A 16,843-nucleotide genomic window follows, 5' to 3' on the forward strand; every position below is an offset into this window, starting at 1 on the left:
CCGACGCGTCGACACCGGCCGGTCATCGCCGTCGCCGTCGCGCCGGAACGCGCCCAGCGCCGCGCCGCCGTGCCACAGCGCCCCGCTGACCGGTGACTGCACCACGCCGAAAGTCGCCACGCCATCCTCGATCAGCGCAATGTTGACGGTGAACTCGCCGTTGCGCTTGACGAACTCCCGCGTGCCGTCGAGCGGGTCGACCAGCCAGAAGCGCGACCACTCGCGGCGCTGCGCGGTGGTGATCCCCGCCGATTCCTCCGACAGCACCGGGATGCCGGCGTCCAGCCGTGCCAGGCCGTCGACGATGCAGTGGTGCGCGGCAAGGTCGGCGGCGGTGAGCGGCGAGCGGTCGTCCTTGTGGCGGACCGCGAACTCGCTGTCGTAGACCTCGAGGATCCTGCCGGCGGCTTCGCGCGCGACCGCAATGGCGCCTTCGCGCAGTGTCACGTCGTTCGTCATTGGTTTCGCAACCACTCCCTTGCAATGAACAGCGCCGCGATGCTGCGGCCTTCGGAAAAATCCTCGCGCAGGATCAGCTGGTCGAGCGCGTCCAACCTCCACGGCACCGGCTCCAGCGGTTCTGGCTCGTCGCCCGGCAGCCGCTCGGGGTACAGGTCGCGTGCCAGCACGAGGTGGGTGACGTGGCTCATGTAGGTCGGTGCCAGCGTGAGTTCACGCAGCGCCAGCAGCGAGCGCGCCCCATAACCGGCCTCTTCCTTGAGCTCGCGATCGGCCGCCTGCAGCGGCGTCTCGCCGGCATCGATGCGGCCCTTCACCAGCCCCAGTTCGTAGCGGTGGACGCCGGCGGCGTACTCGCGCACCAGCAGCACCGTTTCCGCATCGAGCATCGGCACGACCACCACCGCACCGTGTCCGCGACCGTGCAGGCGCTGGAACTGGCGACGCTCGCCGTTGCTGAATTCCAGGTCGACATGGTCGACCCGGTACGGACCGGTCTCCTCGGTGACCACCCGGTGGATGACCGGCAACGCCCGGCTCATCGCCGGCGCTCCCCGGCCATGGGTGCCGGCAGGCCGCGCGACCGGCGACAGGGGATAATGGCGGGATGCAGAAGACCAGTCACGATGCCGCGATGCTAGCAGAGCAACATCGCATCCCTTCGTCCGCCGAGGCCTGGCGCGACCGCGACCTGGCGGTGCTTTGGCACCCGTGCACGCAGATGAGCGAGCACCCCGACACCCTGCCCCTGCTGCCGATCGAGCGCGGCGAGGGACCGTGGCTGATCGGCCGCGACGGCCGGCGCTACCTCGACGCGGTGAGCAGTTGGTGGGTCAACCTGTTCGGCCACGCCGAGCCGCGCATCGGGGCGGCGATCGCCGCGCAGGCGACCACGCTGCAGCACGTGATCCTGGCCGGCTGCTCGCACGCGCCGGCGGTCGAACTGGCCGAGCGCCTGCTGGCGATCGCACCGCGGGAGCCCTCGCGGCCGCCGCTGTCGAAGGTGTTCTACGCCGACAACGGCTCGGCCGGGGTCGAGGTCGCCTTGAAGATGGCGTTCCACTGGTTCCGCAACCGCGGCGAGCCGCGCCGGACCAAGTTCGTTGCACTCGAGGGTGGCTACCACGGGGAGACGCTCGGTGCGCTGGCGGTCGGCGACGTGCCGCTGTACCGCCGGGTCTACGCGCCGCTGCTGTGCGAAGCGTTGTTCACCCCTTCGCCCGATGCGTACCTGGCACGCGACGGACAGAACGCCGCCGACCACGCCGAGGACGCCGCCGACGCGCTCGCGCGGCTGCTCGACCACCATGCTGGCGAGGTCTGCGCGATGATCCTCGAGCCGCGCGTGCAGTGCGCCGGTGGCATGCGCATGCACGACCCGGTCTACCTCAAGCGCGTGCGGGAACTGTGCGACGTCCACGGCATCTTCCTGATCGCCGACGAGATCGCGGTCGGGTTCGGCCGCACCGGCACCATGTTCGCCTGCGAGCAGGCCGGCATCGCCCCCGACCTGCTGTGCCTGTCCAAGGGCCTCACCGGGGGCAGCCTGCCCCTGGCCGCCGTACTGGCGACCCAGGAACTGTACGACGGCTTCCTCGACACGTCCCGCGAGAAGGCCTTCCTGCATTCGCACAGCTACACCGGCAATCCGCTGGCCTGCGCGGCGGCACTCGCCACGCTGGACATCTTCGCGTCCGACGACGTGGTCGCACGCAACCGCGCCACCGCCGAGAAGATGGCGTCGCTGGCGGCGCCGCTGGCCGCGCACCGGCATGTCGCCGACGTCCGCCAGGCCGGCATGATCGTGGCATTCGAACTCGCACGCGACGGCAACCGCGCTACACCGTTCGACGCCGCGGCGCGGGTCGGTCTGCACGCCTACCGCGCCGCGCTCGACCGCGGCGTGCTGCTGCGTCCGCTGGGCGACGTCCTTTACTGGATGCCGCCATACACCATCGACGACGACGCGCTGGCGCTCTTGGCCGAGACGACCGCGGCGGTCATCGACATCGCGACGGAGCAGGCCTCATGCGGCTGACCCGGCTGTACGTCGACCTGCCGTTGCCGCCCGGCGCTGAAGTCGCGCTGCCGGAAGGACCGGCGGGGCACCTCACCCGCGTGCTCCGGCTGGGGCCCGGGGACGCATGCGTGCTGTTCAATGGCGACGGCTTCGACCGCGCCGCGACGGTGGCGTCGGTCGGCAAGCGCGAGGTCCTCGTCCGCATCGGCGAGGCAACCGCGGTCGACCGCGAATCGCCGCTGCGGATCGGGCTGCTGCAGGGCATCGCACGCGGCGAGAAGATGGACCTGATCCTGCAGAAGGCGACCGAGCTCGGCGTCGACCACGTGATCCCCGTGAGCTCGCAACGCAGCGAGGTCAAGCTGGACGCAGCGCGGGCCGACAAGCGGCTGGCCCACTGGCGAAGCGTGGTGGCCGCCGGCTGCGAACAGAGCGGACGCGCACGGGTGCCCACGGTCTCGCCGCCCGCTCCGCTCGCCGCCGCGCTGGACGGTTTGCCCGCAGGTGGCCTGCGGTTGTTGCTGGATCCCGCGGGCGGGCTCGCGCTGCCAACGCTGGCGGCCGAGGCCGGCCAGCCGGTGTACCTGGCGGTCGGGCCTGAGGGTGGATGGTCGCCGCTTGACCGCGAGCAACTGCATGCCGCCGGCTTCCAAGGGCTGCGCCTGGGGCCGCGCATCCTTCGGACGGAAACCGCCGGACTGGCGGCGATCGCGGCCCTGCAGGCGCGCTTCGGCGATCTGTGCTGAGTCGCCCCGGGACGACCGGCGGCTTACGTGCTTTACGCGACTTCGGCGAGCGCGTCGGCGATCAGCTGCTCGATCGCTTCCAGGTCCGGCACGTAGGCGTCGTCCTGGTTGAGCATGACCTTTGCGGTGACGGCCGCCGGCAGGTTCTCGGTCTCCTCGACCAGCAGGCCGGCGCGCGACACGGTGACCAGGCGCGGGAAGCCTTGGGTCAGCATCGCGAAGAACGGGGTCGGCGAAGTACCGCCCAGCGCCTTGAACACCAGCACCTTGCTGCCCAGGCCGCCCTGTTCGTCGGCAATGCCGGCCAGGCGCGAGAAAGACACCAGCGGCAACTGCCAGCCACGCCAGCGGATGCGCCCGAGCAGCCAGGCCGGGGCGTTCTCCACCGGTTCGGGCTCGGCGTAGGAGAGCACCTCGGCGATGGTCGCGTTGGGCAGCAGCAGCCGTGCACCGGCCAACTGGATCAGCACCCCGCGGATGTCGGCATCGGCATCGACGCCAGCATCGCCAGTCAGGGGGGATTGGAGAGTGTTGGACATGTCGTGATTCCTCGGCGCGGCCGTCAGGCCCAGCGCTCGGACAGCAGTTGGGCGATCCGGGGCGGCGGCGCGGTATCACCGCCGCGGGCGGCCAGGGCGTTCGGGGCGGCGGCGTCGTAACAGCCATCGGCCGCCTGCCCGGCCACGAGCGCACCTGCCCAGCTGTGGTTCATGACGGCATCGACCTGCGTCGCATCGCTGCCACTGAGCAGCAGGACCGCGCTGTCGGCGGACGGGAGCTGCGACAGCACGTCACCGCTCTGGTTGAAGCGCAGGCCCCCATCACCGGCCTCGATGCCGACTTCCGCCGGCAGGATGTAGATGGTGGCGGCGTCGGCGGCGGCACCGGCCTCGGCCAGCTTCACCGGGATGGAAGTCGCCCGCTGCATCTGCGCCACGAGCCTGTCATGGCGCGCGCCGTCGAGGCGTTGCTGGATCAGCACGGGACGGGGAAAGCCCGCCGGCAGGGCGCCCAGCAACTGACGCACCGCATCCGGCCCGCCGATACCGGCCAGCACCACCACCGCACCGCGCGCCTGCTCGGGGCCACGCTGCGGGGTGTCGTCGACGAGTGAGAGGTGCGAGATCCGCTGGTCGAGGTCGTCCAGGTCACGGCGGAACCGGTGGTCGTCGATGGCGGACGCGGTGTTGGCCACCTCGCCACCGTCGTCGAGGCTCAAGTTGCTGAAATCGATGGTTGTCGCGGGTGCAACGACGGCGACTTGGGCAGACGCCGGGCCGTCGACGTCGGAGTCGACACCGGCGTCCAGGACCACTTGGTCGAACCCCTCCTCGGCCAGCGACGCCTCAACGGCCGGGTCGAACGCATCGGTCTCGAGCGCTGGGGACGCGTCGGGGTTCAGCTCGCTGGCCGCGGCGAACTCGGACAGGAAGGCATCATCGAAGCCGGCCGCATCGTCCGCGCCCATGCTCTCGGCGAGCACCGGATCAAACGGGTTGGCTTCGCCGGCCATTGGCGCGAACGACACTTCCATCGTGGTCGTCGGCGCTTCCTCGGGCGCGGGCAACGGCTCGTGCTCGACGCCGACACCGGACGGGACCTCGACGCTGATCTCCAGCGCTTCGGCCACTGACGCGCTGGGCGGCTCGGAAAAGGCCACAGCGTCCACGATCTCGGACTCGCCGGGCATTGCCGCGGCGGGCTGGTCGTCGGGCTCGCGACCCGGCGGCAGGACATCGCCATGGCGCTGCAGCTTGGCCACCAGGTGGCGCTGCCAACGGGCGATGTCCCAGCCCTCGCGCGTCGCGGCCAGGTCGGCCTCCTCGTAGATCACGTCGACGCCGGGGTCGAACAGGACCTCGTCGAACCGGTCCAGTACGTCCTCGGTCGCCGGGTCCAGCGCGACCAGCACCGCGCGCGGCGACGCGGCGAGCAGGGCGGCCAGCTCCAGCTCCGTCGGGTCGGCCTCGAGCACACGCTCGACGCCGGCCTCGTCCATCACGCCGCGCAGGCGCTCACGGGCCACGCCAGGGCGCGCCAGCAGGACAACCCGCAGGGCTTCAGCCGACATGGCGACGCTCGATCCCGAGCAGCTCGAACACGTTGCGCATCAGCTCGGGCTCCTGGTACGGCTTGCCGAGGTAGCGGTCGACGCCGATGTCCATCGCGCGCTGGCGGTGCTTGTCGCCGGTACGCGAGGTGATCATCACGATCGGCACGTTGCGCAAACGCGGGTCGGCCTTCATCTGGGTGGCCAGCTCGTAGCCGTCCATCCGCGGCATCTCGATGTCCAGCAGCATCAGGTCGGGTACCACGTCGACCATCCGCTCAAGCGCATCGACGCCATCCTTTGCGGTCGCGACCTCGAAGTTGTTGCGCTCCAGCACGCGGCCCGTGACCTTGCGCATGGTGACCGAGTCGTCGACCACCATCACCAGCGGGACCTGGCGGTGCTCGACCACCGGCGCCGCGACGCTGCGCATCTCGCGCGGGAGCACGGCCTGGCGGCGGACCAGCGGGGCCACGTCGAGGATCACGACCACGCGGCCGTCACCCATGATCGTCGCGCCGAAGATGCCCGGCACCGAGGCGACCTGCGGACCGACCGGCTTGACCACGATTTCGCGGTTGCCGATCACCTGGTCGACGGTGACCGCCGCATGCAGGTCGCCGGAGCGGATCAGCAGCACCGGCATCTGCAGGTGGCCCTCGGCCTTTGCCGTGCCCTGCCCGACCAGCTGGCCGAGGTCGTGTACCGCGTAGTCCTCGCCGCCGTAGCGGTAGGTCGATTCGCGCGGGTTGCCATCGGCATCGACCAGGTCTTCGCGGGCGATGCGGCCGACACCACGGACCGACGCGATCGGCACGGCGAAGGTGGTCTCGTTGATGCGGACGAAGACGGCCTGGGTGACTGCCAGCGTCTGCGGCAGGCGCAAGGTGAAGCGCACGCCCTGGCCCGGGGTGGAGCGGATGTCGAGCGAGCCGCCCAGCTGGCGGACTTCGCTGGCGACCACGTCCATGCCGACGCCGCGACCGGCAAGCCGGCTGACCGCATCGGCGGTGGAGAAGCCCGGCTCGAGGATCAGCGCATCCAGGTCGGAGTCGCCGAGCACCGCGTCCGGACGCACCAGCCCGCGCTCCTCGCCGCGGCGACGGATCGCCTCGCGGTTGAGGCCACGACCATCGTCGGCCACTTCCAACACGACCTCCGAACCTTCGCGACGGATCGCGATGCGGACGCTGCCTTCCTCGGCCTTGCCGGCGCGCTTGCGCTCCTCGGGCAGCTCGATGCCGTGCGCGACGGAGTTGCGCAGCATGTGCTCCAGCGGCGCGGTCATGCGCTCAAGCACGTTGCGGTCCAGCTCACCCTGCGAGCCGTCCAGCTTGAGCGCGACCTGCTTGCCGAGCTCGCCGGACGCCTGGCGGATGACACGGCGCAGGCGCGGCAGCAGGGCATCGAACGGCACCATGCGGGTGCGCATGAGGCCTTCCTGCAGTTCCGAACTCACGCGCGACTGCTGGAGCAGCAGCGTTTCGTACTGGCGGGTCAGGTCGTCAAGGGTCAGCTGCAGGCTGTTCTGGTCGGCCGCGGACTCGGTCAGCGCGCGCGACAGCTGCTGCAGGTTGGAGAAGCGGTCGAGCTCGAGCGGATCGAACGCCTGCTCGCCATCCTCGCCTTCGCGCTGGTAGCGGGCGACGATCTGCGCCTCGGTTTCCATCTCCAGGCGACGCAACTGGTCGCGCATGCGGGTGTTGGTGGCCGCCATTTCGGCGATCGCGCCACGGAACGCACCCAGCTGCTGCTCCAGGCGGGCGCGGTAGATCGCCACCTCGCCGGCGTAGTTGACCAGGCGGTCGAGCAGGTCGGCGCGGATACGCACCTGCTCCTGCGGCGCACGCACGCCGATGTCGTCCTCGTCGCCCGGCTGGCTGTCGTCGATCGGTGCCGACAGCGGGGCCAAACCGGCCACGGCCGTGGATTCGGGTGCCCTGGCCACGGGGGCGGTCGCCACCGGATGCGACGCGACCGGTTCGGCCGCCGCAGCCGGCGCCTCCACCACGGTCGGTGCCGATACAGCCGGGGTCCCGGCGCGCTGGCGCAGCAGCGATTGCCCGCGCGAGCGCGCGTCGAACTCGGCGATCAGCATGTCCGGCATCGCGATTGCGCGACGGTCGCCAACGCGGGTCACCATCGCGTGCAGGCGGTCGAAACCACGCTCGAGCAGCGGCACGCCATCGGTGCCGAGTTCGCAACGCTGGTCCACCACCGCCTCCAGCAGCGACTCCATGACATGGCCGAGCTCGCCGACCGCCATGATGCCGGCCATGCGGGCGCCACCCTTCAGGGTGTGCAGGTCGCGCTGCAGGCCGACGAGCGCCTCGCGCTCCTCGGGGGTCTCGCGCAACTGGGCCAGGAGACCGTCGGAATGGTCGAGGAGGTCGCCGCCTTCCTCGACGAAGATGTCGACCAGCTCCGGATCGAGGTCCGACACATCCAGTTCTTCATCCGGATCCTGGACGTCGACGAGGCTTGACGCGAGCAGGGCCGCGACCGCGCTGTCGAGGGCAGGCTCTGGTTCGGGTGCGGCTTCGGGGCCGACTTCGGGTTCCGGCTCGGACTCGGGGGCGACTTCGGCCACGAATTCGGGTTCGGGTTCGGGGTCGGCTTCGACCTCGGGTTCGGGTTCGGGCTCGGGTTGCGATTCCAACTCCGCTTCGGCGAGTTCGGACGAGGCCTCGACAGCGGTTTCGACAATGCTGTCGGCTTCTGTTGCATCGACGCTCGCGCTGCCGGTTGTTGAAGCGCCCATCGCCGCTTCGACGGCCGACTGGGCGGCCTCTGCCTGCTCGCGCGCGACGCGGTCGGCTTCGGCGTACTCGGCTTCAAGACGGGCGTACTCGTCCTCTTCCTCCGCCAGGCGCTGGGCTTCGCGCTGCTCGGCCTCGAGCCGCTCGGCCTCGAGACGTTCGGCCGCCAGGAGCTCGGCTTCAAGACGCTCGGCTTCGATGCGCCGTGCTTCGATACGTTCGGCTTCGAGACGTCCGGCTTCGAAGCGCTCTGCCTCGAGACGCTCGGATTCGAGACGCTCGGCCTCGACACGTTCTGCTTCGAGGCGCTCTGCCTCGAGACGCTCTGCCTCGAGACGCTCTGCCTCGAGACGCTCTGCCTCGAGACGCTCTGCCTCGAGACGTTCGGCCTCGAGACGTTCGGCCTCGGCACGTTCGGCCTCGAGACGCTCGGCTTCCGCGCGCTCGGCTTCGACTCGCGCCGCTTCAGCACGTTCGGCTTCAGCACGTTCGGCTTCAGCACGTTCGGCTTCAGCCCGTTCGGTTTCAAGTCGTTCGGCTTCGACGCGCTCTGCTTCGAGACGCTCTGCTTCGAGACGCTGTGCTTCGACGCACTCGGCTTCGAGACGCTCGGTCTCGGCGCGCTGTGCCTCTGCATTCGCGGCGTCGGCCTGCGCGGCGTCCACGCCGGTCGCTTCTTCCGAGGCTTCGAGCCCGGCGAACGGGGTCAGGTCGACCACCGAGACGCCGCTGGTGCGGCGGGTCGGGAGCGGGACATCGAGGTCGTCGCCCGGCATCGGCATCTGGGACGCCGGCAGGGTGTCGCGCAGGGCCTGCATCCGGGCCGACAGGCCGTGGAACTCGGGAATCCTCGGCGAGGCGGACTGCAACGCGGCCAGGGTGCTGGCCACGGCGCCCGCCACCGCGCCGATCGCGGCCACGCCGTCCTCGCTCGGGGCCTGGCCAGCGGCGAGAAGGCGCTTGACGTAGGTTTCCGCGGGGCCGGTGATGTCGGTGATCACCGGCACCTCCGTCATCGCGAAGGCGCCATTGAGGGTATGGATGGCGCGCTGCAGGCGGTCGTCCGCCGGCTGCGGTGCGGAGCGGCTGGTCGCCAGCCACTGGTCGATCGTGGCCAGGTGACCGGTGACCTCCGATCCGAGGATCTCCAGCAGCACCGGGTCGACCGAGGCCGGGATGCCGCCTTCGTCCACTTCGGTCGAGAAATCGGAGGCCGGGAGTTCGGCCGGCTGGTCGAACGCAGCGGACCCGGGTATCTCCACCGGAGCGGGGGCAGGCGCCTCCTCGGCGACGGTCTCTACCGGAACCTCTTCGACCGGCGCGGGATCGGACACGACCGGTGCCGGCTCGGGCGCGACGTAGAACGCTTCCTCGCCCGCCGCGATGCGGTCGGCCACGGCCTCGATACCGGCCAGGTCGGCCTGCACGGTTCCGCTGCCCTGCAGCGCGGCGTGCAGGCCCGGCAATGCGGCATGCGCGTCGTCGACGATCGCCACCACCGCCGGACTGGCGGAGCGGCTGCCATCGAGCACGCGGTTGAGCATGTTCTCGATCTTCCAGCTGAACTCGCCCAGCGTCCGGGCGCCGACCAGCCGGCCGCTGCCCTTCAGGGTGTGGAAGACGCGTCGGATGGAACGCAGCTGCTCCAGGTTGTCCGGACTGCGACGCCAGGCGTCCAGCATCGGGCCCAGGTTGCCGATCTCTTCCTCGAGCTCCTCGAGGAACACCTCGCGGATCTCGTCGTCGATGTCGTCGCTCTGCTCGAAGCCGCCGAGCGCCAGTTCGACCACGGACGTGACGGCCGCGCTGGACACCGGTGCGTCGGCCGGGCGCTCGACCGCCGGGGGTGCCGGCGCGGCCGGCGACGGTGCGGCCGGCGAGGGTGACGGCACGGGGATGCTGCTGGAGGCCATGTCCAGCGCGGCAGCCGCAAGGTTCTCGTCCTCGACCGACAGCGGCGAGGATTCAGCCGGCTGGCCGACCTGCGCTTCGGGCGGCAGCGGCCAGTAGCCGAGCGACTCCAGGCTCTGGCGCGCGATCTCCAGGATGCGGTCGCGGTTGGGCCGCTGCTCGCGCAGCGCCTCCAGGTAGTACTCCACGCTGGCCAGCGCATCGGCCATGGTGTCGAGCTGCTGGCCGTTGGGGACGCGCTTGCGGCCGATCAGCTCGACCTCGGTGTAGCGCTTGACGCCCGACAGGTAATCCGCCGGCAGGTGCAGGTCGAGGATGCGCAGCGCACCGCCGACCTCGTCGAGCAGGCGCGGGATCTCGACCAGCTCGGCGTGATCCCAGTTGGTCTCGACGAAGGCGACGAAGGACTGGCGCGCGTCGCCGAAGTTGGCGATCGCCTCGCGGACGACGACTTCGAGCACCTTGCGCGACTCGCTCGCCAGCAGATCCTCGTCGGCACGGTCGTCCGACAGGCCCAGGCGGGAGACCTGCTCATCCAGCGAGGCGTCGACGTAGAGCAGTGCACCGGCGACGTCGAGCAGCACCGACTCGTCGGCGGCGCGCTGGCCGGCCACGATCTCGTGCATGGCATCGCGTTGCTGCAGCACCACGCCGCGGGCGATGCCCAGGCCCATCATGCCCAGGGTGTCGCTGACGCGGCCGAGCGCCTCGACCTGCGGACGCAGGCCACCGACGTCGGTGCTACCGGTGCGCAGGTGCAGGTCCAGCGCATCCTTGACCCGCAGCAGGTCTTCCTTGATCGCGGCCGACACGGTGTCGAGCAGCGCACGGTTGCGGCCGCTCAGGCTGCCGCGGGCGTGTTCGATCTCCGATTCGCTCGGCAGCTGGGCATCCAGCTCGAAGGTGCGACGCAGGTCGTCCAGCGCGGGATGGCTCCCCTGCGCGTGGGCGACGTGGTACAGCAACTGGCGCGTCGGCTCGGCGTTGGGCTCGCTGTCGGGCGCGCTGAAGCCGGTGTCCTCGAGGACGTTGCGGGCTTCCCGCTCGACGCCACCAAATGCCTGGCGCAGCGTGCGCGTGGGCGCCAGGGCGCCGTCGCGCAATGCGCCGGCGACCGACGCGGCCACCCACAGCATGCGCCGCAGGGGCTCGACCGCGACTTCCGACAGCAGGCTGTCGACCACGCTGGCCAGCTGCGCCGCATCGGACGGCGCACCGTCCTCGGGCCACTGGCTGAGGGCGTGGCGCAAGGCTGCAAGCCCGGGGCTGGCCGGGCGCGCACCGCTGCGGATCGTCGTGGCCACCGCGACCGGGGCCGGCAGGTGGGTCGGCAACGGACGGTCGAGGTCGGGCGCGAACAGCACGCTCTCATTGAGACCGGATTCGCCACGGGTCGCGCGCNGCGGATCGTCGTGGCCACCGCGACCGGGGCCGGCAGGTGGGTCGGCAACGGACGGTCGAGGTCGGGCGCGAACAGCACGCTCTCATTGAGACCGGATTCGCCACGGGTCGCGCGCAACTCGTTGAGCAGCGGCAACAGCACGATCGGGATGTCGCGATGACCGCCCTGCAGCCGCTCGAGGTAATCGGGCAGTTGCACGGCGCCACGCATGAGCATCGCGCAGGCGTCGTCGCGGTCGGCGATCTCGCCGTGCACCAGCGCCAGGGCGAGGCGCTCCATCTCCTCGGCCACCATCGCCGGGGCATACAGCTCGACCATGCGCAGCGTGCCGTGCACCTGGTGCAGGTGCCGGGCGCAGGCGCGCATCCGGTCCGCATCGTCCGGCGCCTCGACGTAGGACTCGATCTCCTGCCGCGCCTGGCGCAGGGTCTCGTCGAGTTCGGGCTTGATCCAGCCGAGCGTGGTGGTGTCGATTGCGTCGCGCATCACGGTCATCATCCACCCCGCCGATCAGCGGAGCCGTGCCATGGGCAGCGTCGGCCGGGGGTCAGGCAGTTCATCGATCGATCCAATCCGCGCCTCAAGCCGGCAGCTTGAAGTCGGCCACCGAACGACGGAGGTCGGCGGCGAGCTGCGCCAGGTTTCCAATCGACTGTGCGGTCTGGTTGGCGCCCTGGGTGGTCTGCGAGGTGATCTGCTGGATGGTGTGCATCGTCTGGGTGATGTTGGCCGCCGCACCGGACTGCTGCTGCGCAGCCGACGAGATGCCCTGGATGAGGCCCGACAGGTCGGACGACACCTTTTCGATCTCGCCCAGCGCCGTACCCGCGTCCTCGGCCAGTCGCGCACCGGCGACCACCTCGGAGGTCGTCTGCTCCATCGAGCTGACGGCTTCGTTGGTATCGGCCTGAATGGTCTGCACCAGCGATTCGATTCGCTTGGTCGCGTTGGACGAGCGTTCCGCGAGGCGCTGCACTTCGTCGGCCACCACCGCGAACCCGCGGCCGGCCTCACCGGCCGATGCCGCCTGGATGGCCGCGTTCAGCGCCAGGATGTTGGTCTGCTCGGAGATGTCGTTGATCAGTTCAACGATCGAGCCGATTTCCTGCGAGGACTCACCCAGACGCTTGATGCGCTTGGAGGTTTCCTGGATCTGGTCGCGGATGTTGTCCATGCCCTGGATCGTCTGGCGCACGACGCCGGCACCGGCCGTCGCGATCTGCACCGAGCGCTGCGCCACGTCCGCGGATTCGGCGGAGTTCTTCGAGACCTGGTCGATGCTGGCCGCGATTTCGCTGATGCGGTCGGAGGCGGAGGTGATCTCCTGCGCCTGGTGTTCCGCCGCCTCGGCCAGGTGCATGGCGGTTGCCTGCGTTTCCTGCGCGCTGGACGCCACCTGCACCGAGGTGTCGGTAATCGTCTGCACCAGGCTGCGCAGCTGCTCGACGGCGAAGTTGATGGAGTCCGCGATCGCGCCGGTCATGTCCTCGGTCACGGTCGCCTTCACGGTCAGGTCACCTTCCGCGAGCGAGCCCATTTCGTCCAGCAGGCGCATGATCGCCTCCTGGTTGCGGTCGTTGAGTTCCTTGGTGGTCTGGTAGCGCGCCTGCTGCTGGCGGTTGAGCGACACCAGCAAGCCGACGATCGCCAGCAGCGCGAGCGCGCCGGAGATGATCGAGATCCACAGGTTGCCGAGGATGCTGGTGTCCTTCAGCGAGCCGAACGCGGTGAACGAGTCGAACAGCGAGCGGCTGTCGGCCAGCAGCTTGTCGGAGCCGGAGGTGATCGCGTCCGCCGCGGCCTGCGCGCGGAACAGGTTCTGCGAGCTCGACAGGATCGCGTCGACGTCGGTCTTCATCTCCTGCCACAGGGTCTCGGCCTGGCCGAGGGCCGACAGCGCACCGGAGTTGGACAGGGCGTTGATGCCGGTGGCCTCGTCGCCGTTGCGCAGGCCGGTCAGCACGTTGTCGAAGATCGCCACGTCGCGCACCAGGCCTTCGCCGGCCGCGGCGGCACCCGCGCCACCGGCGCGGATCTCGGTCACGCGGCGGGCCATGGTGCCCGACAGCACGACCTGGCGCAGGGCGTAGTAGACCTGCGAGGAAGGCGAGCCGCTGGTGGACATCGCGCGGACCAGCTCGTCGAGGCTGGCCTGCAACTGCGGCACGCGGCTGGTGAAGTTCTCGGCGTTCTCGGCCAGGCCCAGTACCGCGGCCTCACTCGCGATCAGCTGCTCGGCGCTCTTGTCGAGCGGCGCCCAGGTCTGGGAGACGGTGCGGATCGGTCCGGCGACGCCGGTCGTCTGGCCGAAGTTGGCGTTGAGGTCGTTGACGTTGTCGTCGATCTGCGCCTGGGTGTTCTTGAAGGCCGCGAAGGCCGCCGGGTCGCCGCCCACCGCGCCTTGGCCCTGGACCGCCAGCTGCTGCGACTGCACCTGCAATGCCGAGGCCGAAGCGCTTGCGCCGCCCAGGCGGGCGGCCTTCCATGTGGCGTAACCGGTGTTCAGGCCGAACACCAGCACCGACAGTCCCAACAGGATCAACCAGGTGTTGACCCCGACGTTGCGGGCCTTCCCGGCGACGGAATTCATCTCAGTGCTCATGTTCGACCTCGAGTGTGGTGCTGACGCCGGCGGGACCGGTGTAGGGCGCGTTGGTACGGGGATCGGGCCGCGTCATGTCGGACGCGGCCTGTCTGAATTCGGGCGTGCGGGCGAGCCGCTCGAGGCTGAAGATGCCCCAGGCGGTGCCGTCCAGGCGGTAGGCCCGGTCGATGAAATGGCTGTAGCGGCCGTCGGCCAGGCCGGCGGCGGCCTCGTCGCCGGGAGGCAGCAGGTGCTGCTCGTTGAAGCTGCGCTGGCCGTGGAGTTCGTCGATCAGCACCGCGACGTCGCCGCCCGGCTGTCGGACCAGCAGGATGCGCTGGCTCTCGTGCAGGACCGTGCGCTCGCCCTCGAGGAACTGCTTGAGGTCGACGATCGGCAGCAGGCTGCCACGGACGTTGGCCAGCCCGAGCATCCAGGGCTGCGCGCCGGGGACCGGGGTGACCTGCGGCAACGGCAGGATTTCCAGCACCTCGCCGAAGTCCGATGCCAGCCGGCGGGCGCCGATGCGGTAGCCGACCCCGCGCCACAGGCCCGGGGCGTCGAGCTGCTCGGGCAGGCCGGCCACGTGCGCCAGGCTGCGGCGCTCGTAGTCGACCAGTACGTCAAAGGGTGCGGACGTCATGGCGTGGGAACCGCTCACGACCCCAGCAGCGCGTTGATGCGTGCGATCAGCTCGTCTTCGCGTGGCGGCTTGACGATGTAGTCCTTCGCGCCCTGGCGCAGGCCCCACGCCTTGTCGGTCTCCATGCCCTTGGTGCTGACGATCAGCACGGGGATGGCCTTGGTCTCGTCATCCCGCGACAGCGCGCGGGTGGCCTGGAAGCCGTTCATGCCCGGCAGGATCACGTCCATCAGGACCAGGTCGGGCTGCTCGCGGCGGCACACGTCGATGCCGTCCTCGGCGCTTCCCGAGGCCAGTACGTCGTGGCCGTTGCGCTCGAGCAATTGGGTCAGGACCGCCGTATCGGTCGGCGAGTCCTCGATCAGAAGAATACGTGCCATTGGTGCCCTACCCCCCGGTCAGGCGTTGACGTGCGTGCGGATCGCGTCGAGGAGTTCCTCGCGCGTGAATGGCTTGGTCAGGTACTGCTCGGAACCGACGATCCGGCCCCGCGCCTTGTCGAAAAGGCCATCCTTCGACGACAGCATGATGACCGGTGTGCTCTTGAAAATCTGGTTGTTCTTGATCAGCGCGCAGGTCTGGTAGCCATCCAGGCGCGGCATCATGATGTCGACGAAGATGATCTGCGGCTGCTGGTCGGCGATCTTGGCCAATGCCTCGAACCCGTCGGTGGCGGTGACCACCGAGCAACCCTCGCGCTTGAGCAACGTTTCAGCGGTACGGCGGATGGTCTTGGAGTCATCGATAACCATGACTCGCAACCCATCGAGGCTGCCGTTGCGACCCTCGTCCTGCATGTTCCAGTGTCCCCTGTTGCGAAGCGCCGACGCGGAATCCCCGGCGCGTCGCGTGGTTGCCTTTATTCCAAGCCGCGGGTGCGCTGTCAAGCTCGGCAAGCGTTGCTGACGAACATGAATGCGATCGCGGTCGCCAAGGTGGCCGTGGGACGCCTGCTACCATCGCCGCGTTCCCCCCCGCGCAGAGCCGCCATGCCGCTCGACATCGTCGTCGTGATGGACCCGATCGGGTCGATCCGGATCGCCAAGGACTCCACGTTCGCGATGTTGCTGGAAGCGCAACGGCGCGGCCACCGGCTCTGGTACGTGGACCCGGGCGGCCTGGCGGTGGATGCCGGCCGCGCGGTGGCAACGGTCGCGCCGCTGTCGGTGGCCGACGATCCGGCCCACTGGTTCGACCTGGGCGCCCCCGCCCGGCTGGAGCTTGGCCCCGGCCACGTCGTGCTGATGCGCAAGGACCCGCCGGTGGACAGCGAGTTCATCCACGACACCCAGGTGCTGAGCCTGGCCGCGCGCGCCGGGGCGCTGGTGGTCAACGACCCGCAGGGCCTGCGCGACTACAACGAGAAGCTCGCCGCGCTGCTGTTCCCGCAATGCTGCCCGCCGACACTGGTCACCCGCCGCGCGGCCGACCTCAAGGCGTTCGTGGCCGAGCACGGCGATACGGTGCTCAAGCCGCTCGACGGCATGGGCGGGCGGTCGATCTTCCGCCTGTCCCACGGTGACGCCAACGCCAACGTGATCCTGGAGACCCTGACCCAGGGCGGGCAAAGCCTGGCGATGGCGCAGCGCTACCTGCCGGAGATCACCGGTGGCGACAAGCGGATCCTGCTGGTCGACGGCGAACCGGTCGACTACTGCCTGGCGCGCATCCCGCAGGGCGACGACTTCCGCGGCAACCTTGCCGTGGGCGGGCGTGGCGAGGGCCGCCCGCTCACCGACCGCGACCGCTGGATCGCCGCCCAGGTCGGGCCGGAAATGAAGGCGCGCGGGATGCTGTTCGTCGGCCTGGACGTGATCGGCGACTGGCTGACCGAAGTCAACGTCACCAGTCCGACCTGCATCCGCGAGCTGGACGCACAGTTCGGGCTCAACATCTGCGCCGACCTGTTCGACGTGATCGAAGCCCGCGCCGGGGCACGATGAGCACGTTGGTGGCACCCGCGGCCGGCATCGACGAGGGCCAGCGACTGACCGCCACCACGGTGCTGTCACTGCTGGTGCACGGTATCGTGCTGCTCGGCGTCGGCTTCGCGGTGGAAAGCGCGGCACCCGTAGTGCCGACGCTGGACGTCATCCTGACCCGGACCTCCACCGAACTGACGCCCGCGCAGGCCGACTTCCTCGCACAGGCGAACAACCAGGGCGGCGGCGAGCATGACAAGAGCAGCCGCCCGCGCGACACCCAGTCGGGCCCGCTGCCGCAGGCCACCAGCGGGGTCGCGCCGCGCGAACTGCGCGCGCAGTCGCCG

General features: G+C 70.1%; 10 protein-coding genes and 3 pseudogenes. 4 read left to right on the forward strand and 9 right to left on the reverse strand.

Annotated elements, in window-relative coordinates; all coding sequences use genetic code 11:
• Window positions 1-459: 3'(2'),5'-bisphosphate nucleotidase CysQ family protein (locus ACKVMH_RS09370; RefSeq protein WP_412700089.1), on the reverse strand; the 459-nt coding region annotated here is incomplete at its 3' end.
• Window positions 456-1,001, reverse strand: a complete 546-nt coding sequence (nudE, locus tag ACKVMH_RS09375; protein WP_412700090.1) for an ADP compounds hydrolase NudE — start codon at window positions 999-1,001, stop codon at window positions 456-458. The genes ACKVMH_RS09370 and nudE, both read right to left, overlap by 4 nt.
• A 92-nt stretch (window positions 1,002-1,093) precedes the next feature.
• On the opposite strand from nudE, the gene bioA reads away from it, so the two are divergent.
• Together bioA and ACKVMH_RS09385 are read left to right on the forward strand one after the other, a co-directional pair.
• Entirely contained in the window at window positions 1,094-2,497 is a 1,404-nt protein-coding gene (gene bioA / locus ACKVMH_RS09380) for an adenosylmethionine--8-amino-7-oxononanoate transaminase (RefSeq protein WP_412700096.1), read from the forward strand.
• A complete protein-coding gene (locus ACKVMH_RS09385) occupies window positions 2,488-3,225 on the forward strand; it encodes a 16S rRNA (uracil(1498)-N(3))-methyltransferase (RefSeq protein ID WP_412700091.1) in 738 nt (245 codons plus the stop codon). Before bioA ends, ACKVMH_RS09385 begins: the two co-directional genes overlap by 10 nt.
• Before the next feature lie 32 nt (window positions 3,226-3,257).
• Here the strand turns inward: ACKVMH_RS09385 and ACKVMH_RS09390 are convergent, their stop codons facing one another.
• From ACKVMH_RS09390 to pilG, 7 genes and pseudogenes are all read right to left on the reverse strand, one after another.
• The gene (locus ACKVMH_RS09390; protein WP_412700092.1) at window positions 3,258-3,764 is read right to left on the reverse strand and encodes a chemotaxis protein CheW; all 507 of its coding nucleotides are present in this window, start codon (window positions 3,762-3,764) and stop codon (window positions 3,258-3,260) included.
• Between the two features lie 23 nt (window positions 3,765-3,787).
• Entirely contained in the window at window positions 3,788-5,296 is a 1,509-nt protein-coding gene (locus ACKVMH_RS09395; protein WP_412700093.1) for a chemotaxis protein CheB, read from the reverse strand.
• Window positions 5,286-11,842 (reverse strand): annotated as a pseudogene (locus ACKVMH_RS09400) (Hpt domain-containing protein). Before ACKVMH_RS09400 ends, ACKVMH_RS09395 begins: the two are co-directional and overlap by 11 nt.
• Window positions 11,843-11,927: 85 nt before the next feature.
• On the reverse strand, window positions 11,928-13,949 hold the full coding sequence (locus ACKVMH_RS09405) for a methyl-accepting chemotaxis protein (RefSeq protein ID WP_412700094.1): 2,022 nt from the start codon (window positions 13,947-13,949) through the stop codon (window positions 11,928-11,930).
• 79 nt (window positions 13,950-14,028) lie between these two features.
• Window positions 14,029-14,574: pseudogene (locus ACKVMH_RS09410) on the reverse strand (chemotaxis protein CheW); the annotation flags it as partial.
• 14 nt (window positions 14,575-14,588) lie between these two features.
• On the reverse strand, window positions 14,589-14,954 hold the full coding sequence (locus tag ACKVMH_RS09415) for a response regulator (RefSeq protein ID WP_215218680.1): 366 nt from the start codon (window positions 14,952-14,954) through the stop codon (window positions 14,589-14,591).
• An 18-nt stretch (window positions 14,955-14,972) separates the two neighbouring features.
• The gene (pilG, locus tag ACKVMH_RS09420) at window positions 14,973-15,371 is read right to left on the reverse strand and encodes a twitching motility response regulator PilG (protein WP_215218681.1); all 399 of its coding nucleotides are present in this window, start codon (window positions 15,369-15,371) and stop codon (window positions 14,973-14,975) included.
• A 192-nt stretch (window positions 15,372-15,563) separates the two neighbouring features.
• Between pilG and gshB the strand changes: the two genes are divergently transcribed.
• Complete coding sequence (gshB, locus tag ACKVMH_RS09425; RefSeq protein WP_412700095.1) at window positions 15,564-16,517, forward strand: glutathione synthase; 954 nt, start codon at window positions 15,564-15,566, stop codon at window positions 16,515-16,517.
• Window positions 16,514-16,843 (forward strand): annotated as a pseudogene (locus ACKVMH_RS09430) (energy transducer TonB); the annotation flags it as partial. The gene gshB and the pseudogene ACKVMH_RS09430, both read left to right, overlap by 4 nt.

This window comes from Lysobacter zhanggongensis (assembly GCF_046638635.1).
GTDB lineage: Bacteria > Pseudomonadota > Gammaproteobacteria > Xanthomonadales > Xanthomonadaceae > Novilysobacter > Novilysobacter luteus.

Bases quoted from the DNA above. Each gene is read 5' to 3' on its own strand.
- ACKVMH_RS09415 (WP_215218680.1), bottom strand. From the start codon at position 14,954: ATGGCACGTATTCTTCTGATCGAGGACTCGCCGACCGATACGGCGGTC.
- ACKVMH_RS09405 (WP_412700094.1), bottom strand. From the start codon at position 13,949: ATGAGCACTGAGATGAATTCCGTCGCCGGGAAGGCCCGCAACGTCGGG.
- gshB (WP_412700095.1), top strand. From the start codon at position 15,564: ATGCCGCTCGACATCGTCGTCGTGATGGACCCGATCGGGTCGATCCGG.
- ACKVMH_RS09385 (WP_412700091.1), top strand. From the start codon at position 2,488: ATGCGGCTGACCCGGCTGTACGTCGACCTGCCGTTGCCGCCCGGCGCT.
- ACKVMH_RS09390 (WP_412700092.1), bottom strand. From the start codon at position 3,764: ATGTCCAACACTCTCCAATCCCCCCTGACTGGCGATGCTGGCGTCGAT.
- bioA (WP_412700096.1), top strand. From the start codon at position 1,094: ATGCTAGCAGAGCAACATCGCATCCCTTCGTCCGCCGAGGCCTGGCGC.
- pilG (WP_215218681.1), bottom strand. From the start codon at position 15,371: ATGCAGGACGAGGGTCGCAACGGCAGCCTCGATGGGTTGCGAGTCATG.
- ACKVMH_RS09395 (WP_412700093.1), bottom strand. From the start codon at position 5,296: ATGTCGGCTGAAGCCCTGCGGGTTGTCCTGCTGGCGCGCCCTGGCGTG.
- nudE (WP_412700090.1), bottom strand. From the start codon at position 1,001: ATGAGCCGGGCGTTGCCGGTCATCCACCGGGTGGTCACCGAGGAGACC.